At 55.7% G+C, this 17,777-nt stretch carries 14 protein-coding genes and 1 pseudogene; 8 read left to right on the top strand and 7 right to left on the bottom strand.

Features of this window, described 5'->3' with window-relative positions; all coding sequences use genetic code 11:
* Window positions 1–7: 7 nt before the first annotated feature.
* Complete coding sequence (locus SH661x_RS06680; protein WP_437229247.1) at window positions 8–3,061, top strand: PVC-type heme-binding CxxCH protein; 3,054 nt, start codon at window positions 8–10, stop codon at window positions 3,059–3,061.
* Between the two features lie 93 nt (window positions 3,062–3,154).
* Window positions 3,155–4,543: a hypothetical protein gene (locus tag SH661x_RS06685; protein ID WP_437229249.1), complete on the top strand. Its 1,389-nt coding sequence runs from the start codon at window positions 3,155–3,157 to the stop codon at window positions 4,541–4,543.
* A 220-nt stretch (window positions 4,544–4,763) separates the two neighbouring features.
* On the opposite strand, the pseudogene fcl reads toward SH661x_RS06685, so the two are convergent.
* The 5 genes and pseudogenes from fcl to SH661x_RS06710 form a co-directional block, all read right to left on the bottom strand.
* Window positions 4,764–5,700: pseudogene (fcl, locus tag SH661x_RS06690) on the bottom strand (GDP-L-fucose synthase).
* The gene (gene gmd / locus SH661x_RS06695) at window positions 5,693–6,784 is read right to left on the bottom strand and encodes a GDP-mannose 4,6-dehydratase (RefSeq protein ID WP_437229251.1); all 1,092 of its coding nucleotides are present in this window, start codon (window positions 6,782–6,784) and stop codon (window positions 5,693–5,695) included. Before gmd ends, fcl begins: the two are co-directional and overlap by 8 nt.
* Window positions 6,785–6,856: 72 nt before the next feature.
* Window positions 6,857–8,041, bottom strand: coding sequence for a glycosyltransferase family 4 protein (locus SH661x_RS06700; RefSeq protein WP_437229253.1), 1,185 nt, complete (start codon window positions 8,039–8,041; stop codon window positions 6,857–6,859).
* Window positions 8,042–8,106: 65 nt separating this feature from the next.
* Window positions 8,107–9,171 (bottom strand): NAD-dependent epimerase/dehydratase family protein, encoded by a 1,065-nt coding sequence (locus SH661x_RS06705; RefSeq protein ID WP_437229255.1) that lies wholly within the window; start codon window positions 9,169–9,171, stop codon window positions 8,107–8,109.
* A 242-nt stretch (window positions 9,172–9,413) separates the two neighbouring features.
* Complete coding sequence (locus SH661x_RS06710) at window positions 9,414–10,055, bottom strand: oligosaccharide flippase family protein (RefSeq protein WP_437229257.1); 642 nt, start codon at window positions 10,053–10,055, stop codon at window positions 9,414–9,416.
* 248 nt (window positions 10,056–10,303) lie between these two features.
* Here SH661x_RS06710 and SH661x_RS06715 point away from each other — a divergent pair, with 248 nt between their 5' ends.
* Window positions 10,304–11,653 carry a hypothetical protein gene (locus SH661x_RS06715; protein ID WP_437229259.1) on the top strand — a complete coding sequence of 450 codons (1,350 nt, stop codon included), beginning with the start codon at window positions 10,304–10,306 and terminating at the stop codon, window positions 11,651–11,653.
* Between the two features lie 228 nt (window positions 11,654–11,881).
* Entirely contained in the window at window positions 11,882–12,856 is a 975-nt protein-coding gene (locus SH661x_RS06720; RefSeq protein WP_437229261.1) for an IS701 family transposase, read from the top strand.
* Here SH661x_RS06720 and SH661x_RS06725 read toward each other — a convergent pair.
* A complete protein-coding gene (locus SH661x_RS06725; RefSeq protein WP_437229262.1) occupies window positions 12,795–13,046 on the bottom strand; it encodes a hypothetical protein in 252 nt (83 codons plus the stop codon). The genes SH661x_RS06720 and SH661x_RS06725 overlap by 62 nt on opposite strands.
* Window positions 13,047–13,245: 199 nt before the next feature.
* Between SH661x_RS06725 and SH661x_RS06730 the strand changes: the two genes are divergently transcribed.
* Together SH661x_RS06730 and SH661x_RS06735 are read left to right on the top strand one after the other, a co-directional pair.
* Window positions 13,246–14,682: a transposase gene (locus SH661x_RS06730; protein WP_437228656.1), complete on the top strand. Its 1,437-nt coding sequence runs from the start codon at window positions 13,246–13,248 to the stop codon at window positions 14,680–14,682.
* A gap of 135 nt (window positions 14,683–14,817) precedes the next feature.
* Window positions 14,818–15,777: a transposase gene (locus SH661x_RS06735; RefSeq protein WP_437229264.1), complete on the top strand. Its 960-nt coding sequence runs from the start codon at window positions 14,818–14,820 to the stop codon at window positions 15,775–15,777.
* Window positions 15,778–15,877: 100 nt separating this feature from the next.
* On the opposite strand, the gene SH661x_RS06740 is transcribed toward SH661x_RS06735, so the two are convergent.
* On the bottom strand, window positions 15,878–16,708 hold the full coding sequence (locus tag SH661x_RS06740; RefSeq protein ID WP_437229266.1) for a transposase: 831 nt from the start codon (window positions 16,706–16,708) through the stop codon (window positions 15,878–15,880).
* A 62-nt stretch (window positions 16,709–16,770) separates the two neighbouring features.
* On the opposite strand from SH661x_RS06740, the gene SH661x_RS06745 reads away from it, so the two are divergent.
* Window positions 16,771–17,283 (top strand): transposase, encoded by a 513-nt coding sequence (locus tag SH661x_RS06745; protein WP_437231176.1) that lies wholly within the window; start codon window positions 16,771–16,773, stop codon window positions 17,281–17,283.
* Window positions 17,261–17,764: an IS66 family transposase gene (locus SH661x_RS06750; RefSeq protein WP_437229268.1), complete on the top strand. Its 504-nt coding sequence runs from the start codon at window positions 17,261–17,263 to the stop codon at window positions 17,762–17,764. Before SH661x_RS06745 ends, SH661x_RS06750 begins: the two co-directional genes overlap by 23 nt.
* The last annotated feature ends 13 nt before the right edge of the window (window positions 17,765–17,777 follow it).

Below are 17,777 nucleotides of genomic sequence, written 5' to 3' on the forward strand. Positions count from 1 at the left end.
TGATTGGATGGCCAGGTTCAGGAATCAGTTTGCCTTGCTGATCTTTCAACTCGCTGTTGAACTGCTGGTGATTGCAGGAGCGCTGCCGCACGTCAAAGCAGAAGAGAAGCCGCTGGCGGAAGAACTGACACATCTTCCGGCGGTCGAGCCGGATCGTGCCCTCGAGACGTTCCATTTCGAAAAAGGCTTTTCATTGGAGCTTGTGGCTGCCGAGCCGCTGGTGAGCGATCCGGTCGATGCCTGTTTCGATGAGAACGGCCGGATGTATGTCGCTGAGTTCCATGCGTATCCTTACGCGGCCGAGAAAGAAAAGATTATTCCAGCAGGGACCAAACGCGCAGAGAGCGGAATCATCCGCATGCTGGAAGACACCGATGGCGACGGCAAAGTCGATCGCAGTTCGATCTTCGCTGACGGGCTGGACTGGCCTGTCTCCGTGGCGCCGTATCGCGGTGGGATCTTCGTGATTGATCCACCCGACCTGTACTACCTGAAAGATACCGATGGCGATGGCAAAGCGGATGTCCGGGAGACCGTCTTTACGGATCTGGGACGAAACAACATTCAGGGAATCGCCAACAACCTGAAATGGGGACTGGACAATCGCATCTATGTCGCGAGCAGTTCCAATGGCGGAGCAATCCGGCATCGGGATGAAAAGGAGACGTTTTCCGCGAGGGGCGACTGGTCATTTGACCCCAAGTCCGAATCGGTACGACGGGAGACCGGCGGCATTCAGTTCGGCCATTCGATGGATGACTGGGGGGATCGATTCCTGTGCAGCAACAGCGTGCATGCGATGCACGTTGTCTGGAAAGACAAATACCTGTCACGAAATCCTTTCGTGACGGTGACTTCTCCCACACGGAGCATCGCCAAGGAAGGAGGGGCAGCTCCCGTCTTTCGGCGCAGCCCGCTCGAACCGTGGCGCGTAGTCCGGACAAAGAGGCGGAATGCGGATCCCGCGTTCAAATGGCTTCCCGATACGGAGCGCGTCGCGGGAGGGTTCTTCACTTCCGCAGCGGGAATCACCATTTATCGTGGAGCGGCCTATCCCGAAGAATTTCAGGGAAACCTCTTCGTCAGTGATGTCGGCAGCAACCTCATTCACCGGAAAACTCTGACCCCCAACCGGGCGACTTTTCTGGCGGTCCGCGCCGACGAGAACACCGAGTTGGTCGCCTCGACCGACACCTGGTTCCGTCCCGTCAATTATGTGAACGCTCCGGACGGCTCATTGTATGTCCTGGACATGTACCGGGACACCATTGAACATCCCATCTCCATCCCACCCGACATTCGCGCACTGCTGAACCTGGAAAACGGAAACGACCGTGGCCGGATTTATCGACTGGTCTCTCCGGACATGAAACGATTTTCCGTGAAGCGTCTGGGGGATGCTTCGATCGCGGAACTGGTCGAGGAGCTTGCTGCTCCAAATTCATGGAATCGCGAAACGGCCCAGCGACTGCTCTGGGAACGACAGGACCCGGCGTCGATTCCGCTTGTGGAACAACTGCTGCAGACCACTCCCGTTGCACTGGGACGTCTCCACGCCCTGTATACATTGCAGGGGCTCGGGGCGCTGACTCCACAGCATGTGCTATTCGCTTTGAAAGATGCGAATCCCGGCGTGCGGCGACATGCCATCGAACTTTCCGAGCCATTCCTGTCGGAAAATCCCGAACTGGCGGAGGTCGTCCTGTCTTACCTGACCGATGACGATGATTTCCGCGTCCGCTTTCAGGCGACCTTGGCGCTCAGCTGGATGAATGACAAGCAGATGTTGCAGGGGCTCTTTGACGTCGCGAAGAAAGGCGAGAACGACAGCGATCTGCAGTCGGCATTCCTGCTCTCCATCGCTGATCAAGGTGCCCGATTCAGCGAACTGCTGATTCAGGATGACGAACTTCGTCAGCGGCCGGGCTCACAGGCATTGCTGGAAAAGATCGCCGAGATTGTCGGGTCTCGTCCCGAGCGCCCAGCTCAGGCTGCCATGTTGAAGACGATCGCAGATGCCCGCACTCCCGACGACTGGCGTGGACCACTGCTGCGGCAACTGGGGCAGGGATTGACGCGGTCGGGCAGCAGTTTTCAACGTCTGACTGAAGAACTACCGGCGAACAGCCCCGAACATATTGAAGTCGTCAAACTCTTTGAAAATGCCAGCGAGACCGCCCTGGACGAAAGCGGTTCCGCACAGAGTCGTAAGGCGGCATTGCAGCTGCTCGCGATCGCTCCGTGGTCAGTTTCGCAGACCGCATTCCGATCCTTGCTCGAACCGCAAGTCACCCAGGAAGCTCAACTGGACGCGCTGGATGCCCTTGGTGACGTGCAGGATCCTTTGGCAGCAGAGCTTCTTGTCGCATCATGGCGAAGTCTGACGCCCGCTTCCCGGTCCGCAGCCACAAAAGTTTTTCTCTCGAAACTGAACTGGACAGAACGGTTACTCAAAGCCCTCGAAGAGGGGACGATCAAGGCGCGGGATCTTGACAGAACCTTATTCCCGAATTTGCTGAAGCATCCGAACTCGAATGTCCGTGAACGTTCCGCGAAGGTTCTGGTCAATGAGGCCAATCCTGATCGGCAACTGGTCCTCGAACAGTATCAGCCCGCCCTGAACCTTTCAGGCGACCGTCAGCGCGGACATCAGGTCTATCTCAAGAATTGCGCGATGTGCCATCGGCTTGGGAACGAGGGTTTTCAGGTGGGGCCTGACCTCGTCTCCGTGCAGAACAAAATTCCCGCTGACCTTCTCACGGCCATTCTCGATCCCAATCGGGAATCGCAACTGAACTTTCTCAGCTTCACCATTGCCACACAGTCCGGGCAGGTTCATTCGGGAATCATTGCCGCCGAAACGGCCGGGAGTGTGACCCTCCGCAGGGCCGAAGCCAAAGAAGACGTCATTCTGAGATCCCAGATTGACGAACTGATCTCCAGCGGGCAGTCACTCATGCCCGAAGGACTGGAAAAGCAGTTGTCTCAGCAGGATGTTGCCGACGTGATTGAATTCATCCGGACCTTATCGTCAGCTGAGAATAAACAGACACCCCAATAAATCATTTGACGTGTGTCTGAGACGATGCGGTGAGGAAGCCGCGACGAGGCACATCGCCAACATCGTCAAACATTTGTGAATTGAGGATCTGCCATGGACCGTCGAGGTTTTCTCGGAACGGTGCTGTCGTCGGGAATCTCAGCGATTCTCCTGCCGCAATTTGCGAGGGCGAATGCAACGCAAGATCTCAAGATCGCTCCGTTCCGCTTCGATGTCACTCCCCCCATCGGGCACCCCCTGTGTGGCGGATGGATCAAGCCGGCAACCGTGATCGACGATTCGCTGGAGTCGATCGGATTCGTATTGACCGGTGCTGGTGATCCGATCGTGGTTTGCACGGTCGACTGGACCGGACTCCTGAACTCAGCTCACATCCGGTGGCGGGAGGCACTTGCTCAGGCTGCGGGGACGTCCCCTGAACGGGTCGCTGTGCAGTGCGTTCATCAGCATAACGCTCCATTCGTCTGCCTGGACTCGCAGAAGATTCTTGATTCCGTTCCGCAAGGCCCCGTCAATGTTCAGGTCGAATTCTTCGAAGAATGCCTGAAGCGCGGCAAGGCTGCTGTGCAGCAGGCACTGACCGAAATGGTCCCGCTCACGCATCTGGCGGTGTCTCAAGCGAAGGTCGAGAAGGTGGCCAGCAACCGGCGAATTGGCATCGACAAGGACGGAAAAGTTTCCGGCTGGCGAGGGAGCAGTTGCAGGGTTCCCGAACTGCGTGATCTGCCCGAGGGACTCATAGACCCCTGGATGAAAAATATTTCGTTCTTCAACAACGACCGCAAAGTCCTCTCCTGCTATTTCTACTCCACGCATCCCATGAGCTATTACGGGGACGGCCGTGTAAACAGCGACTTCACCGGACTGGCCCGGAAGCGTCGACAGGCGGACTCCCCCGATTGCACTCACCTATATTTCACCGGCTGCTCCGGAGACGTTGCTGCCGGGAAGTACAACGATGGTTCCCCACAGGCCCGACAGGAGTTGACGGATCGCATTTACACAGCGATGGTCGAGTGTGATTCTGCAACCAGTCGCGAGCCGGTGTCGCAGGTTAGCTGGCAGGCCGCCAGCATGAACTTCTCGCCGATGGAATCGCTGAATGAGGAAGCGCTCATGCAGCAGGTCGCCAACCCAGCGGCGGCTGCGATTAACCGGGTGGTTCCGGCGATGCAGGTTGCCTGGATGCGACGCTGTCAGCAGCAGATCCCGGTGGTCCTCAGCGCCCTGCACATCAATCAGGCGACACTCTTGAACCTTCCCGGCGAATGTTTTGTCGAATATCAGCTGCGAGCCCAGCAGACTGCTCCCGAACGTTTCGTGGCCACAGCAGCGTACGGCGATGGCGGAACGTGGTATGTCCCCACCCGCGAAGCATTCCCTCAAGGGGGCTATGAAGTCTCGAGGGCTTTCAGTTCCGCCCTGACGGATGAAACGCTCACCGCACATTCGGCGGCCCTGGCACAGAATCGCCCGAGTTGAAAGGGGAGAACAGCTCGCATGCGGACTCGAGATTTCCGGTTCGTCTTCGAGCCTTCTCCAGTCTTCCTCGAACGGGGGGCCTTCAGCATCTCTTCGAACTGCTTGGGCCAAGTTCCGTCCGCTCAGGGTGGCGGAGTCAAACAGCGTCTTGCCTCCCTGAAGTCAGTGAACAAGCGATCGGGCAGGGGGCGAACTGGACGGACCCATTGAATTGGGGCGATCACTTTTCAAGAAAGTGTTCGAGATACCAGGCATACGTAGATCGAATTCCCGCTTCGAGTGAGATTTTCGGAGTCCATCCAAGTTCCTTCAGTCTGGTGGAATCCATCAATTTGCGGGGCGTTCCGTCCGGCTTGGAGTGATCGAATCTGATCTGTCCTGGGTACCCGACAGTCTCCTGGACCAGTTTCGCCAGTTCCAGAATGGTGACGTCACTGCCATATCCTGCATTGATCAGTTCCGGGCCTTCATACCTTTCCGCGAGAAACACAATCGCATCCGCCAGGTCATCGACATGTAAGAACTCCCGACGTGGGCTGCCTGTACCCCAGACGACGACCTCGGGGAGTCCCTGAACTTTTGCTTCGTGAAATTTTGGAATCAAAGCAGGAAGTACATGGGAATTCTGCAGGTCAAAGTTGTCGCCTGGGCCGTACAGGTTAGTCGGCATCACGGAGATGGCGCTGAAGCCATACTGGCGCGAGTATGCCTCACACATCTTGATCCCGGCGATTTTGGCGACTGCGTACCATTCGTTGGTGAGTTCCAGCGGACCGGTCAATAAGGCGGATTCCTGAATCGGCTGCGGCGCAAATTTCGGGTAGATGCACGAGGAGCCAAGGAAGACCAGCTTCTGAACTCCCGATCGATAGGCAGCATCAATGATATTTGTCTGAATCTGCAGATTATCCCGGATGAAATCTGCTGGATAAGTCTGGTTTGCCATGATGCCGCCGACCTTGGCGGCAGCGAGAAAAACATACTCCGGACGTTGTTGCTCAAACCAGTCGTTCACAGCAGCCTGCGATGTCAGGTTCAATTCATGACGTCCAGGAAGCAGCAGGTTTTCATACCCCCTGCGTCTTCAGACGACGGACAATCGCAGATCCCACCAGTCCACGGTGTCCGGCAACGTAAATTCGGGCTGTCTTATTCATGATAATTAAAGGTCTTAAATCCCGCCTGATTGATCATGTCGTCGCGTTGGGCGATCTCCAGATCGGCTTTGGCCATTTCCTGGACGAGTTCCTGAAATGTGGTCTTCGGTCGCCACCCGAGCTTCTCTCGAGCTTTCCTGGGATCTCCAAGCAACGTTTCCACTTCTGCCGGGCGAAAGTACCTGGGGTCGACTGCCACAATGCATTTCCCTGTCCCCCGGTCGATTCCCTTTTCGTCAACGCCAACCCCCTGCCATTCGATGGAAATCCCCAGATGTGTGGCCGCCGCATCGACGAATTCCCGGACCGAATGCTGGATGCCTGTGGCGATCACGTAATCATCAGGCTGATCCTGTTGAAGCATCAGCCATTGGATTTCGACATAGTCGCGGGCATGGCCCCAGTCTCGCAGTGCATCCAGATTGCCGAGATAGAGGCAACTTTGTAAGCCCAGTTTGATGCGAGCCAGAGCCCGCGTAATTTTACGCGTCACAAACGTTTCGCCACGCAGCGGGGATTCATGATTAAATAAAATTCCATTACACGCGAAGATTCCATAGGACTCGCGGTAATTTTTCATGATCCAGTATGCATAAAGCTTGGCCACACCGTAAGGCGATCGAGGATAAAATGGAGTCTTCTCCGTCTGGGGGCTTTCCTGCACCAGACCAAACAGTTCCGAGGTCGACGCCTGATAGATCTTCGTCCGCTTTTCCATTCCCAGGATACGGATCGCTTCGAGCAGTCGCAGCGGGCCCAAGGCATCGCAGTTCGCAGTGTACTCCGGACTTTCGAATGAAACGGCGACGTGACTCTGCGCACCGAAATTATAAATCTCTTCCGGTTGGACCTGCTGAACGATGCGAATCAGGTTCGTGGCATCCGTCAGGTCACCGTAGTGCAGGACCATTTTCTGGTCTTTTTCCTGCGGAATCTGGCACAGATGATCGATCCGGTCTGTGTTGGGCAATGATGCCCGGCGCTTGATGCCATGAACTTCGTAACCCTTCTTGAGAAGGAACTCAGCCAGATAGGCACCGTCCTGACCAGTAATGCCGGTGATCAATGCTTTCTTTGTTGACACGGGAATCCCTGTTGTTCACTTGTCGAATCACCGAAGGATGTTCAGGATTCCGGATTGCTCGAAAGCACACGACTATGAAGCGATGATCTGTTCGAAGCGGTCGGTAATCTCTTTGATTCTGAAATTCCTTTCCGCATAGCTTCTTGCATTTCTTCCGAACTCTTCTCTTTGCGGTGAGTTGTTCAGCAGTGTGTCCGCTGCGGTAATCAAGTCACCCGCCTGATCGGGAGAGACGACGAGACCGGCGCGGTTCCCATCGACAATTCTCGCAATTAAATTGTCGGATGCAACGGAGAGAAGAATCGGGCGCCCGGAACATAAGTAGGTGAGCACTTTGGAAGGAACGCAATATTGCGAACCTTGAGGTTCCAGCAACGCAATCAGGACGTCAGCGGAAGCAAGTGCCTGCGGGAGGATGTCAAAGCTCTGGAATGGAAGTATGACAATATTGTCCAGCTGTTGGGATGTGATGGCGTCTTTCAGAATCGGAACGCCAGAACCTTCCGCTGCGACAACCAGCCGGACGTTCGGGCGTCTTTTCAGGTGCTGCGCCAGTTTCACGAGGAGTCCGGGATCATGCTTCAGCCCGAGAGTTCCCGCGTACATCAGGCAGAGCTTGTCGTGGAGACCGTACTTCTCACCCCAGGCATTCTGTCTCGGAAATGGAGGAAGCTGCTCGATCGGAGCCCAGTTTTCAACGACGTGCGTCTTCTCGCGAGCCACCTTCCATCGATCCATATAGGGCTGAAAGTCTTCGGTGATGAGCACAACTTGATCGCTGTCTCGCAGTAAGCGGGCTTCCATATTCATGAAATAGTGCCCGATCATTGAACCAACGACAGGAATTTTCTCCTTGAGAATTCCGTGAGCTGCAACGCTCATCAGGTCCTGAACCCAGAAAACAAACTTGGCGTGATGACGACGGGCGCCGCGAAAGATCTGGTCCTGGGAAAACAAAGGGGAATTCGCCGAGATCACAACGTCAGGACGAAATCGCTCCACGACTGCAGGAAGCTTCTGTCCGTATTCCTTTTCCCACTTCCTGCGGGCAAAAAACTGCCGTTTCTGTAATGGCCGGTCGAGGGAAATTCCCACGGCAGACAGATGATTGGATTCTTCATTACTAATATCAATCACCGTCCGGGCGGGTTCAGCGGTGCTGTAAACATACTGAACGTCATGGCCGCGTTGGGCGAGCGAGCGAGCGAGTTGCCACGGATAGGAAAATCTGCCGAAATCATGTAAGAGAATACGCACTTCAACCTCATGCAATGCCAGCAATGACAGACGGTCAGGTCACAGGAGTTGAGATATAATGAACCTTATGCAGTTCGACGTGACATCGACTCTGCGATCTGTTCAATGATATCCCGGATCCCATAACGATAAGACCACTCTGGATAGTGTGCCTGAAACTTTCGGACATCACTGACGTACCAGATGTGATCGCCGCTGCGTGCTTCGTCGGTGTATGACGCGTTCATCTTGCGACCCACGACCTCTTCTGCGATCGCAATGGCTTCCTGCATCGAGCAATGACTGTGGCGGCTCCCCCCTGCGTTGTAGACTTCTCCACATCGAGGGTTCTGGTGAAAATGCCAGAACATGTTCACCAGATCGTAGGAGTGAATGTTGTCGCGGACCTGCTTCCCTTTATAGCCAAGAACCGTGTAGTGGGTTCCGGTGAGTGCACATTTTACAAGGTACGACAGAAACCCATGCAGCGCTGTTCCCGAATGTCCCGGGCCGGTCAGGCAGCCCCCGCGGAAGATCGCTGTGTGCATGTCGAAATATCGACCGTATTCCTGGACGAGAATGTCAGCAGCGACCTTTGAAGCGCCAAACAGTGAGTGCTTACTCTGATCGATGGACATGTTCTCATCGATTCCGTACTCATAGTAAGGATGACTGGCGTCGATCTCCCACCGGGTCTCTTTCTCAACCAGAGGAAGACGATTTGGAGTGTCTCCATAAACTTTATTGGTGGATGTAAAGATAAAGGTCGCCTTGGGAGCGTGCAGTCTTGTCATCTCGAGGAGATTTAATGTGCCGTTGGCGTTCACACTGAAGTCGACGAAGGGGGCTTTTGCTGCCCAATCGTGGGACGGCTGAGCAGCCGTGTGAATGATCAATTCGATATCGCTGCCGTACTCGCTGAAAATCGGTTCGAGCCCCTGAACATCACGGATGTCGACCGCACGATGGGTGTATGTGTCGTAGGACTTTTCCAGTTCTTTTCGACTCCATGCGGTCGAAGCTTCCTCGCCGAAGAATTCCTTCCGCATGTCATTGTCGATCCCGACGACCTGGTAGCCTTTCCCCGTCAGGAACCGAACTGATTCAGACCCAATCAATCCGGCCGAACCGGTAATAATCGCAACAGGCATGTTGATGATCTCCTGAAACTTCGAATTGAAGCCATTTTATTGACTGGCAATAACAAGCATCGATTTTGCAAGAATGCCGATTCGGTCAACCTGGTGAAACGCAACCTCTCGAGATTCCGTAGGAATGAGAAGTTGCCTGAATTTTGTCTCCGAAAAAATTGAATGTGCCCCTGTTGCCAATGGTCTGTCAAATGGATGGCCAGATTGCCTTAGAGCAGTTTGCTCTACCGTCTGCACGCGATTCAGGGTTTTTGCCGCATGAAAGTCCATGTTATCGCCTGCGGAACACTGAACACCAATTCGAAAAATGCTCTAGCAGTGCAATTGCTGGATTCTTCACTGATCAATGTGGAAATTTGATTGCAGGTGAGAACACCAATCGGCGTCTGCCTGCGGATGAGTGCCTGTCGCTGAATGCCTGCCGCGCAGACAACGATCATGCAAGTGAGGAACGTCCCGGCAAGGAGTCCTGCGAGCCGAGGTTCGTTCCAGATCCAGGCTGACAAGTGTTCGGAAGAAGCAACAATCGCTGCCAACCCTATCCCCATTGCGACGTTCATCCAGAACAGCGGGGGGATTTGCGAGTGGGGTATTTCTGGCCGCTGGATTGTGCGTGTCTGTAGTCCTCCAACTTTGAACATTGTTGCAAGTCCGGTTACAACGGTGATCATTGCAACGAGCCCGTCATCACAGCGACGCAACATGCGGGCGAGGACAACTGTTTGAACAACACTCAAGAAGACCAGTATTGCCTGTGCTCCTGAAGTCATCACGCCTGACTGGAATGATCGCTTTTTCAGTGCAGGGTGTAAGCGCTCGATCGAGAAGTGATCCTGCTGTTGAAGAGAATGCTCTGCAGGTCTTCGTGATGTCGAGGCGTCCACTTTTCAGTTTCACGTATGAGTCTGGTGTACAAATGGATCGTTAATCTCGTGGAGCGGCGAGAGCGTGCATCGAGCGGGGCCGTTATCGGAAAAGTGCTTTCGACTGTTTTGGAATTGACGAGAATACTCTCATGCAGTAACTGCCATCAAGGCCAGATCCAGGAATCCACTGTTCTATTTCTCTGGGAAAATGCTCCTGCGTACTCGGTTGTCAGCAGGAATCATGGTCGTTGTGAGAAGAGACTTCAATGCTTGATTTTACGACAGGCTGGGTCGTTTGTTCGGCACTCATCTGCCTTGTCGGCGCAGTGTCGTTTTTTCGATACGGGGCGAGTACTGCCCTTGCCGTCGCTGTTGTGCTGTCGTTTGCCACTCCGGTCTGGATGGAAGTTTCAATTCTGGGGATTCCATTTTCTGTTCAGACGTTCATTGCAGCTGTTTTTCTTCTGGCGTTCACCCTGCGGTCTCCCCGGGAAATTCTGTCGCCGATTGTACTGTTAGACGGAGTCGTCGCTGCGCTGGTTGTGCTGCAACTTGCATCGGACACCTATCATGGAAGTGGAGTCATTCGCAGCGGTGTGGTGGGTTATGGAGAGTGGGCTCTCCCATATGTCGTTGGCCGATACGCGGCCCGGAACCTTCGGAATCTCGAGCCGATGGGGCTCATCCTGGCAGGAGTTGTCCTGGTTCTTGGAGTCGGAGGATTGCTTGAGTCGATCTTCAGGATCAACTTGTGGGAGATTCCATTCGGGCAACGCCCCTTTGACGGGACACCGCATAATTCGATCCGTTTAGGATTTCGCCGGGCGTATGGACCGACTCTGCATCCGATTTTCTTCGCACTGCTCATTCAGGTTTTGATGCCATGGCCTGTCGCACTTTGGAAGTGGGCGTCGACTTTGCCTCAGCGTTGTTTGTCGGTCGTTTCAGTGGCGTTCGGCACGCTCGGAGTTCTCAGCTCGATTTCGCGGGCTCCAATTCTCATGCTGGCGGGGTTTTACGTCATCATCGGGTGTCTATGGTGGAGAGTGTCACGCTGGGCGCTGGCCGGGATCGCAGTGGTAGCGATTGGATGGGGGGTGTACGACTCAGGCGCGGTGCTGACAAAATTCGAGAGAATGGTCGGCGACGAGAAAAAGGGCTCGGAGTATGTGTTGGATGGCCAAAAATTCCAATTGAGCAGTGCGTCACAGCGTCTGCTGATGTGGCAAGTCTACTGGCCAGCGCTCAAGGAGGCGGGGGGGCTCGGGTACGGGAGTGCGGCGACCAGTGAGTTGCCTCCCAAAGTCCCTTACCTCCCGAAGGACAAAAGAACTCGATTCGCCCTGCGTTTTGTTGACAGTGCTTACCTGATGTTCGGTCTGCGGTTTGGATGGACCGGCATGGCGCTCTATTCACTGCTGTTGTTCACCGCTGTTTATACAGGCCTTCGAATGGCCTGGGACCGTTCGGTCGGTGTGATTGTGGGAGGGCTGGCTGCAATGACGATTGCTCTTGCTGTGAACATGTTCACAGTCTGGTTCAGCTATGACATGGGATTTGAAGCGTTGTGGTCGTTTGGGGTCTTGGCGGGACTCGCTTCGAGGTTGAAGTCCTGAGATCGCCGGGCCACGATTTTTTTCTGCCGGGTCAGCGGGGGGGCAGGGAGGCACGGGGGCGAGAGCGGATCTCACGAAAGTGTGGCGTTCCGGCGGCGATAAACACAGCTTTCGATCGAAAAATTCTCCCGGATCGCCGCCACACTCCCTTGAGACAGGGGCTAATACTACAGTTCCACTTCCTGCATGAACGGGGATGTTGTACATCTTGTCCTGGAGGACGACAAGATGTCATGGAAGGTATCGGAGAAGGATGTCCGGCGATGGGCGAAGGAACTGGAGCGGGTCGGTAAGACGATCGCGGGCTGGTTTGGTCGACCGGAAGTGCGGCGACGGGCACCTCAGTACCTGCGGGGTCTGATCGCCCAGGTTGAACGCAAGAATGGCTGGCAACTGGCGGACTACCTGGGTGATGGAACGCCGAAAAACCTTCAGCATTTTATTGCCCGTTCGCAGTGGAATGCGGACGAGGTTCGCGACGACCTTCAGCGGTATGTCGTCGAGTCTCTGGCAGACGGTGACGGTGTGCTCGTCATCGATGAAACCGGCTTCCTGAAGAAGGGGACCAAGAGTGCTGGTGTCGCACGGATGTATTCCGGCACAGCGGGTCGGATCGAGAACTGCCAGAACGGTGTGTGTCTCGCGTACGCGACTTTGAAAGGTCACACGCTGATTGATCGAGAGCTGTCTCTGCCACAAGCCTGGGCCGATGATCGGCCGCGCTGCCGGGAGGCTCACATTCCCGACGAGGTCGAGTTCGCCACCAAGCCGCAACTGGCCCGACAGATGCTGGAGCGCACGGGGCAGGCCGGGATCGCTGCGAAATGGGTCACGGCTGACGAAGTGTACGGCTCGGATTACAAGTTTCGTAGATGTTGTGAACAATTGGGGCTGGGCTATGGGGTGGCGGTTTCGTCGGCCACACATCTGATTCTGAATAGCCGTCGGACGAAGGTCTCCGACCACCTCACCCTGCTTCCCAAAAGTGCCTGGCAGTGGCTCTCTTGCAGAGCGGGAGCGAAAGGGGAGCGGTTGTATAACTGGGCCTTCGCCTCCCGGTCGAGTCGAGAAGAGGAGGGCTTCGAGCGGGGCTGGCTGGTCCGGCGCTCGATTGCCGAGCCGACGGAGTTGGCGTATTACTTCACACATACTCCCCAAGGGTCGTCGCTGCAGAAGCTGGTGCAGCGACTCTTCCTTGACTGAACAATTTCAGCGTGGTGGAAATCAGGTCGAAGCTGCAAAAGAGCACGGTCTTGATCTGCTGCCAGGTCAGGCCATCAGCTCGCAACAGGACAAGATGCGATCGTCGAGAGACGGAAACATCGACTCCAAAGCGATAGGCCTGCAAAAGCATCTTGCGTTCCTGAGCTGTGAGGTGGATACTGCCATCCATGGCTTGGCTCCTCGGAAAGGGTTGTGTGAGAACTTCCCAAACCGTAGACCAAGCCTGTTTTTGTTCCTACACCAACTGGAATTTCCACTCCGATTGAGGTGTGGAGTTATTTAGCAGCCCGTTGAATTTCCTTTCTTCGCTTGACAGGTCTGGTAGATTGCCGGTGGTTCGGATTTCAGGCATTCAGGGAGGGTGACCGATGGCGTTGGGGAAGCGGGAGGAGTCGCAGCAGCAGGAGTTCTGGATGCCGGTTCAGAATCTCTCCAAAGGGCCGGGGCATGTCTTTTATGACAAGCTCAATCAGGTGCTGGCCAAGGCGGGATTCGACAAGGTTCTCGAGGACCTCTGCTCCCCGTATTATGCCAGCACAGGTCGCATGTCGATCCCTCCGGGCGTCTATTTCCGCATGCTGTTGGTCGGGTACTTTGAAGGGATCGACTCCCAAAGAGGCATCGCCTGGAGATGCGAAGATTCGTTGTCGCTGCGAAGGTTCCTGGGCATTCCGCTGGGGAAAGAGACTCCCGATCACAGCAGCCTGACCCGCATCCGTGATCGACTCCCGCTGGAGATTCACCAGCAGGTGTTCCAGCAGGTACTCAGCATCATCGATGAACACGGCCTGATGAAACTCAAAACGAGCGGTGTGGACTCCACGCTGCTGGAGGCGAATGCCGCCATGAAGACAATCGTCCGTAAGGACTCCGGAGAAGACTGGAAGGAGTTCCTCAAACGCCTGATGCAGGAGGAAGGGCTGATCGAAGAGGGAGCGACCCCCAGCGATGAAGACCTCCGCAAGTTCGACAAAACCCGTCATCAGCAGGGGAAGAAGAAGGTCTCCAACACGGACTGGGAATCCTCGTCAGATCCTGATTCCCGCATCGTGAAGATGAAAGATGGCCGCACTCATCTGGGCTATAAGGCTGAGCATGTGATCGACCTGGAGAATGAGTTCATCCTCTCCGCCACGGTGTGTCATGGAACGGACAGTGATGCCGGCACGCTCATCGAAAGTGTGGTGAATGCCCAGCAGAACGTGATTCTCGCTGGCAGTCCGGAAGAGATTGAAGAGGTCGCTGCCGACAAGGGGTATCACAAGAACGAGACGATCACGCAGGCCACGCAGCTGGGACTGCGAACGTACATCCCGGAGCCCAATTCACAACACAATCGCACGTGGACCGACAAGCCGGAGGAGGTGCAGCAGGCAGTGCTCAACAACCGCCAACGCATGAGTCGAGCCAAAGGAAAGGACCTGCAGCGTCAACGCAGCGAGAAAGTCGAACGCAGCTTCGCCCATGTGTGTGAGACCGGCGGAGCGAGGCGAACGTGGCTGCGAGGACTCGAGAAGATCAACAAGCGTTACCTGATCGTGGCTGCAGCCAGGAACCTGGGTTTGCTGATGCTCAAGGCGTTCGGCATCGGCAAACCCAGAGGTCTGCAAGGCGGAATCCGGGCCATTCTGGCACTCTGGGGAACCTGCACGCTTCTCTGGGCCACCCTGAGAAGCTTCCCGCGCTCGCTCCAGGCAAGGACAGCTCATCCGATGGCGTTCCGAGACATCAACTGGCAATTGACCCCACAGCGACCACGTACACCCCGGAAACTCCAAATCATGCCAACTTCAACGGGCTGTTAGCGAAACCCAGCATTGCTGGACGTTCATTTTTTCTTTGGCAACTTGGATTGTAGCTCTACTTGGGGATTGTGAACCCCAACTCCTTTCGCGGGGACAACCGGTGTCGACTCCACGTTGCTGGAGGCCAACGCCGCCATGAAGACGATCGTCCGTAAGGACTCGGGCGAAGACTGGAAGGAGTTCCTCAATCGCCTGATGCAGGAGGAAGGGCTGATCGAAGAAGACGATGATCCCAGCGACGATGACCTGCGGAAGTTCGATAAAACCCGTCATCAGCAGGGGAAGAAGAAGGTCTCTAATGCCGACTGGGAATCGTCGTCAGACCCCGATTCCCGCATCGTGAAAATGAAAGATGGCCGCACTCACCTAGGCTATAAAGCGGAACATGTGATCGACCTGGAGAATGAGTTCATCCTCTCCGCCACGGTGTGTCATGGGACGAACAGTGATGCCGGCACGCTCATCGAAAGCGTGGTGAATGCCCAGCAGAACGTGATTCTCGCTGGGAGTCCGGAAGAGATTGAAGAGGTTGCTGCCGACAAGGGGTATCACAAGAACGAGACGATCACGCAGGCCACGCAGCTGGGACTGCGAACGTACATCCCGGAGCCGAACTCACAACACCATCGCAAGTGGATCGACAAGCCGGAGGAGGTCCAACAGGCAGTGCTCAACAACCGCCAGCGCATGAGTCGATCCAAGGGAAAGGACCTGCAGCGTCAACGCAGCGAGAAGGTGGAACGCAGCTTCGCCCATGTGTGTGAAACCGGCGGAGCAAGGCGAACGTGGCTGCGAGGATTGGAGAAGATCAACAAGCGTTACCTGATCGTGGCTGCAGCCAGGAACCTGGGTTTGCTGATGCTCAAAGCATTCGGCATCGGCAAACCCAGAGGATTGCAAAGCGGACAGAGGGCACTGCTGGCACTCTGGGGAACCTGCACGCTGCTCTGGGCCGCCCTAAGAAACCGCCTGCGATCGCTCCAGGCAAGGACAGCTCATCCGATGGCGTTCCGAGACATCAACTGGCAATTGACCCCACAGCGACCACGTACACCCCGGAAACTCAAAATCATGCCAACTTCAACGGGCTGCTAAGATGTAGGGTTCATCCGGCAGATAGGGGTGTTTGGTTGAAAAAGTTGGACATGCTGGTCTGATCAGGGGTTGTGTCTTACGCAATTCCTGAAGGAAGAACTCAGCATGTCCAGTTGTCTGTTGTACCACGCACTCGGCGTGCGGGGCTATCGATATTTGTCCACACGGTTTGAGCAGGGGGAGATGATCGTGAGCATCGAACTCCCCCGGGAGAAGCTGCGAGCTGCAAGGCTTCCTTCAGCCGAAGGTGCTCTCCTTTTGAATGATCCAGGCTCTCCGGGTTCTTCAAGAGCAGCCAGCGGGTCCCTTTGAGCACCTGTCTTCCCAATGGGCCTTCCGCTTCATGAAACAGCTCCCGACGCAGTTGCGTCAGCTTCTCATTCAGCAGCTTCATAATGTGAAATCGATCAAACACCAACTCGGCCTGCGGCAGGTTCTCCAGCACCGCACTGATGTACGCGGGCGACATGTCGGTGGCCACCGCCTGCACCTGGGCACGAGAGGATGTCAGCCGTTTCCAGAATGGCTTGAGAGCATCAGCTCCTTTTCCCTGGCCGACGAAAACCACCGCTCCACTCTCCAGGTCCAGCACCAGCGTGATGAAGCAGTGCTTCTTTCCGACATGGATTTCATCAATGGCAATTCGCTTGAGGTGCTTGAGCCTCGGTTTGGAGAAGTGCTTTCGTAGTCGCTGCTTTTGAATGTCGTTGGCCAGGTCCCAGGAGATCCCCAGATGTCGACCAACATCCTGCGGCGTCATGAACGTGAGCAGTTCCATGACGTATCGCTGAAAGCTTCGGGTGTGACGCCGCTTGACCTGAGCGAACGTGACTTCCACCCGTCGTCTGAGCGAACAGCGTTGGCACTGCACCTTGGGAACATCCATTTCAATGAAGACCGGCCTCAGACCGATGGAGACGGTCCTCCACATGCGCGGAAACCGCTCGATGACGTGGACACGCCCGTGCCCGCAGGCCGGGCATCAACCAACCGCTGGCGATTGCCTACTACTTGAAGGATGAGCTGCGGATGTTCTGGGAGCAGGAGACCTGGGGTGATGCAATGGAGTTCCTGGAAGACTGGTGCAGGCGAGCCCAGACCTCGGGCATTCGCCTCCTGCAGCAGTTCGCCCGGACGTTACAGGGACACCGCAGTGGGCTGTTGGCCTGGTATCATCACCCGATTTCGACCGGTCCGCTGGAAGGGGTGAACAACAAGATCAAGCTGCTGCAGCGGCGAGCCTACATCGCTCGTCACGGTGAAGCCGAAGGCCTGTCGTCGCTGTGGGTCGAAGTTGACGGGAACAGACCGGCATCCGCTGCGTCATCAGGTCTGGGGACTCCCCGAGATCAAACCGGTGATCACCGAATACCAGCAGCATCGACTGGCCTGCGCCTGCGGCACAACCACCTGTGGACAGCTGCCAGCGGGAGTTCCGACCGGTCAGTCCGGTCCGCGTCTCATCGCGTTCACCGCGACGTTGATGGCACATTTTCGACAGAGTAAACGCCGGGCAGCGTTGTTCATTTCGAGCGTGCTGAACATTCCGTGCAGTCCCTCGCTCACCGTCAAGCATCAGGCCGTCGCTACGTTGGCCTTGCGGAAGACGTACGACGAACTGGTTGCCGCTTTGCCTTCACAATCCCATCTACATGGAGACGAATCCCCGACCAAACAGGGAATACAAAAGAGCTGGTTGTGGACCTTCGTGGCGAAGAACTTCACGCTGTTCGCTCTGCGGAACAGTCGGGCAGCCGATTTAAAATGTGACAGGGCTTTCCAGCGGGCTACTGTAATAAGTACCCACAGAGCGCCTTCCAAGTACTCACGAGAGGAGCGCCACGGGCGTCCTCCACGTAGGTCCACCAGGGGTCCAGGAAACAGATCCGCGATCAAAAGCCATGTGCATCAGAGAGAAAGGGATTTGGGGCCGTCTTGGCCCCTGTCTTCTTCGGAAAACGGCGTGTCGGCCACGAAGGCCGGGTAATGAGCATGAGTGT

The sequence above is a fragment of the Planctomicrobium stercoris genome (assembly GCF_051465655.1).
In the GTDB taxonomy this organism is placed as follows: Bacteria; Planctomycetota; Planctomycetia; order Planctomycetales; family Planctomycetaceae; genus Planctomicrobium.

Excerpts from the sequence above, each read along its gene's own strand:
- SH661x_RS06680 (WP_437229247.1), top strand. The coding sequence starts at position 8 with ATGGCCAGGTTCAGGAATCAGTTTGCCTTGCTGATCTTTCAACTCGCT.
- SH661x_RS06685 (WP_437229249.1), top strand. The coding sequence starts at position 3,155 with ATGGACCGTCGAGGTTTTCTCGGAACGGTGCTGTCGTCGGGAATCTCA.
- SH661x_RS06705 (WP_437229255.1), bottom strand. The coding sequence starts at position 9,171 with ATGCCTGTTGCGATTATTACCGGTTCGGCCGGATTGATTGGGTCTGAA.
- SH661x_RS06715 (WP_437229259.1), top strand. The coding sequence starts at position 10,304 with ATGCTTGATTTTACGACAGGCTGGGTCGTTTGTTCGGCACTCATCTGC.
- SH661x_RS06720 (WP_437229261.1), top strand. The coding sequence starts at position 11,882 with ATGTCATGGAAGGTATCGGAGAAGGATGTCCGGCGATGGGCGAAGGAA.
- SH661x_RS06725 (WP_437229262.1), bottom strand. The coding sequence starts at position 13,046 with ATGGATGGCAGTATCCACCTCACAGCTCAGGAACGCAAGATGCTTTTG.
- SH661x_RS06730 (WP_437228656.1), top strand. The coding sequence starts at position 13,246 with ATGGCGTTGGGGAAGCGGGAGGAGTCGCAGCAGCAGGAGTTCTGGATG.
- SH661x_RS06735 (WP_437229264.1), top strand. The coding sequence starts at position 14,818 with ATGAAGACGATCGTCCGTAAGGACTCGGGCGAAGACTGGAAGGAGTTC.
- SH661x_RS06740 (WP_437229266.1), bottom strand. The coding sequence starts at position 16,708 with ATGTGGAGGACCGTCTCCATCGGTCTGAGGCCGGTCTTCATTGAAATG.
- SH661x_RS06750 (WP_437229268.1), top strand. The coding sequence starts at position 17,261 with ATGGCACATTTTCGACAGAGTAAACGCCGGGCAGCGTTGTTCATTTCG.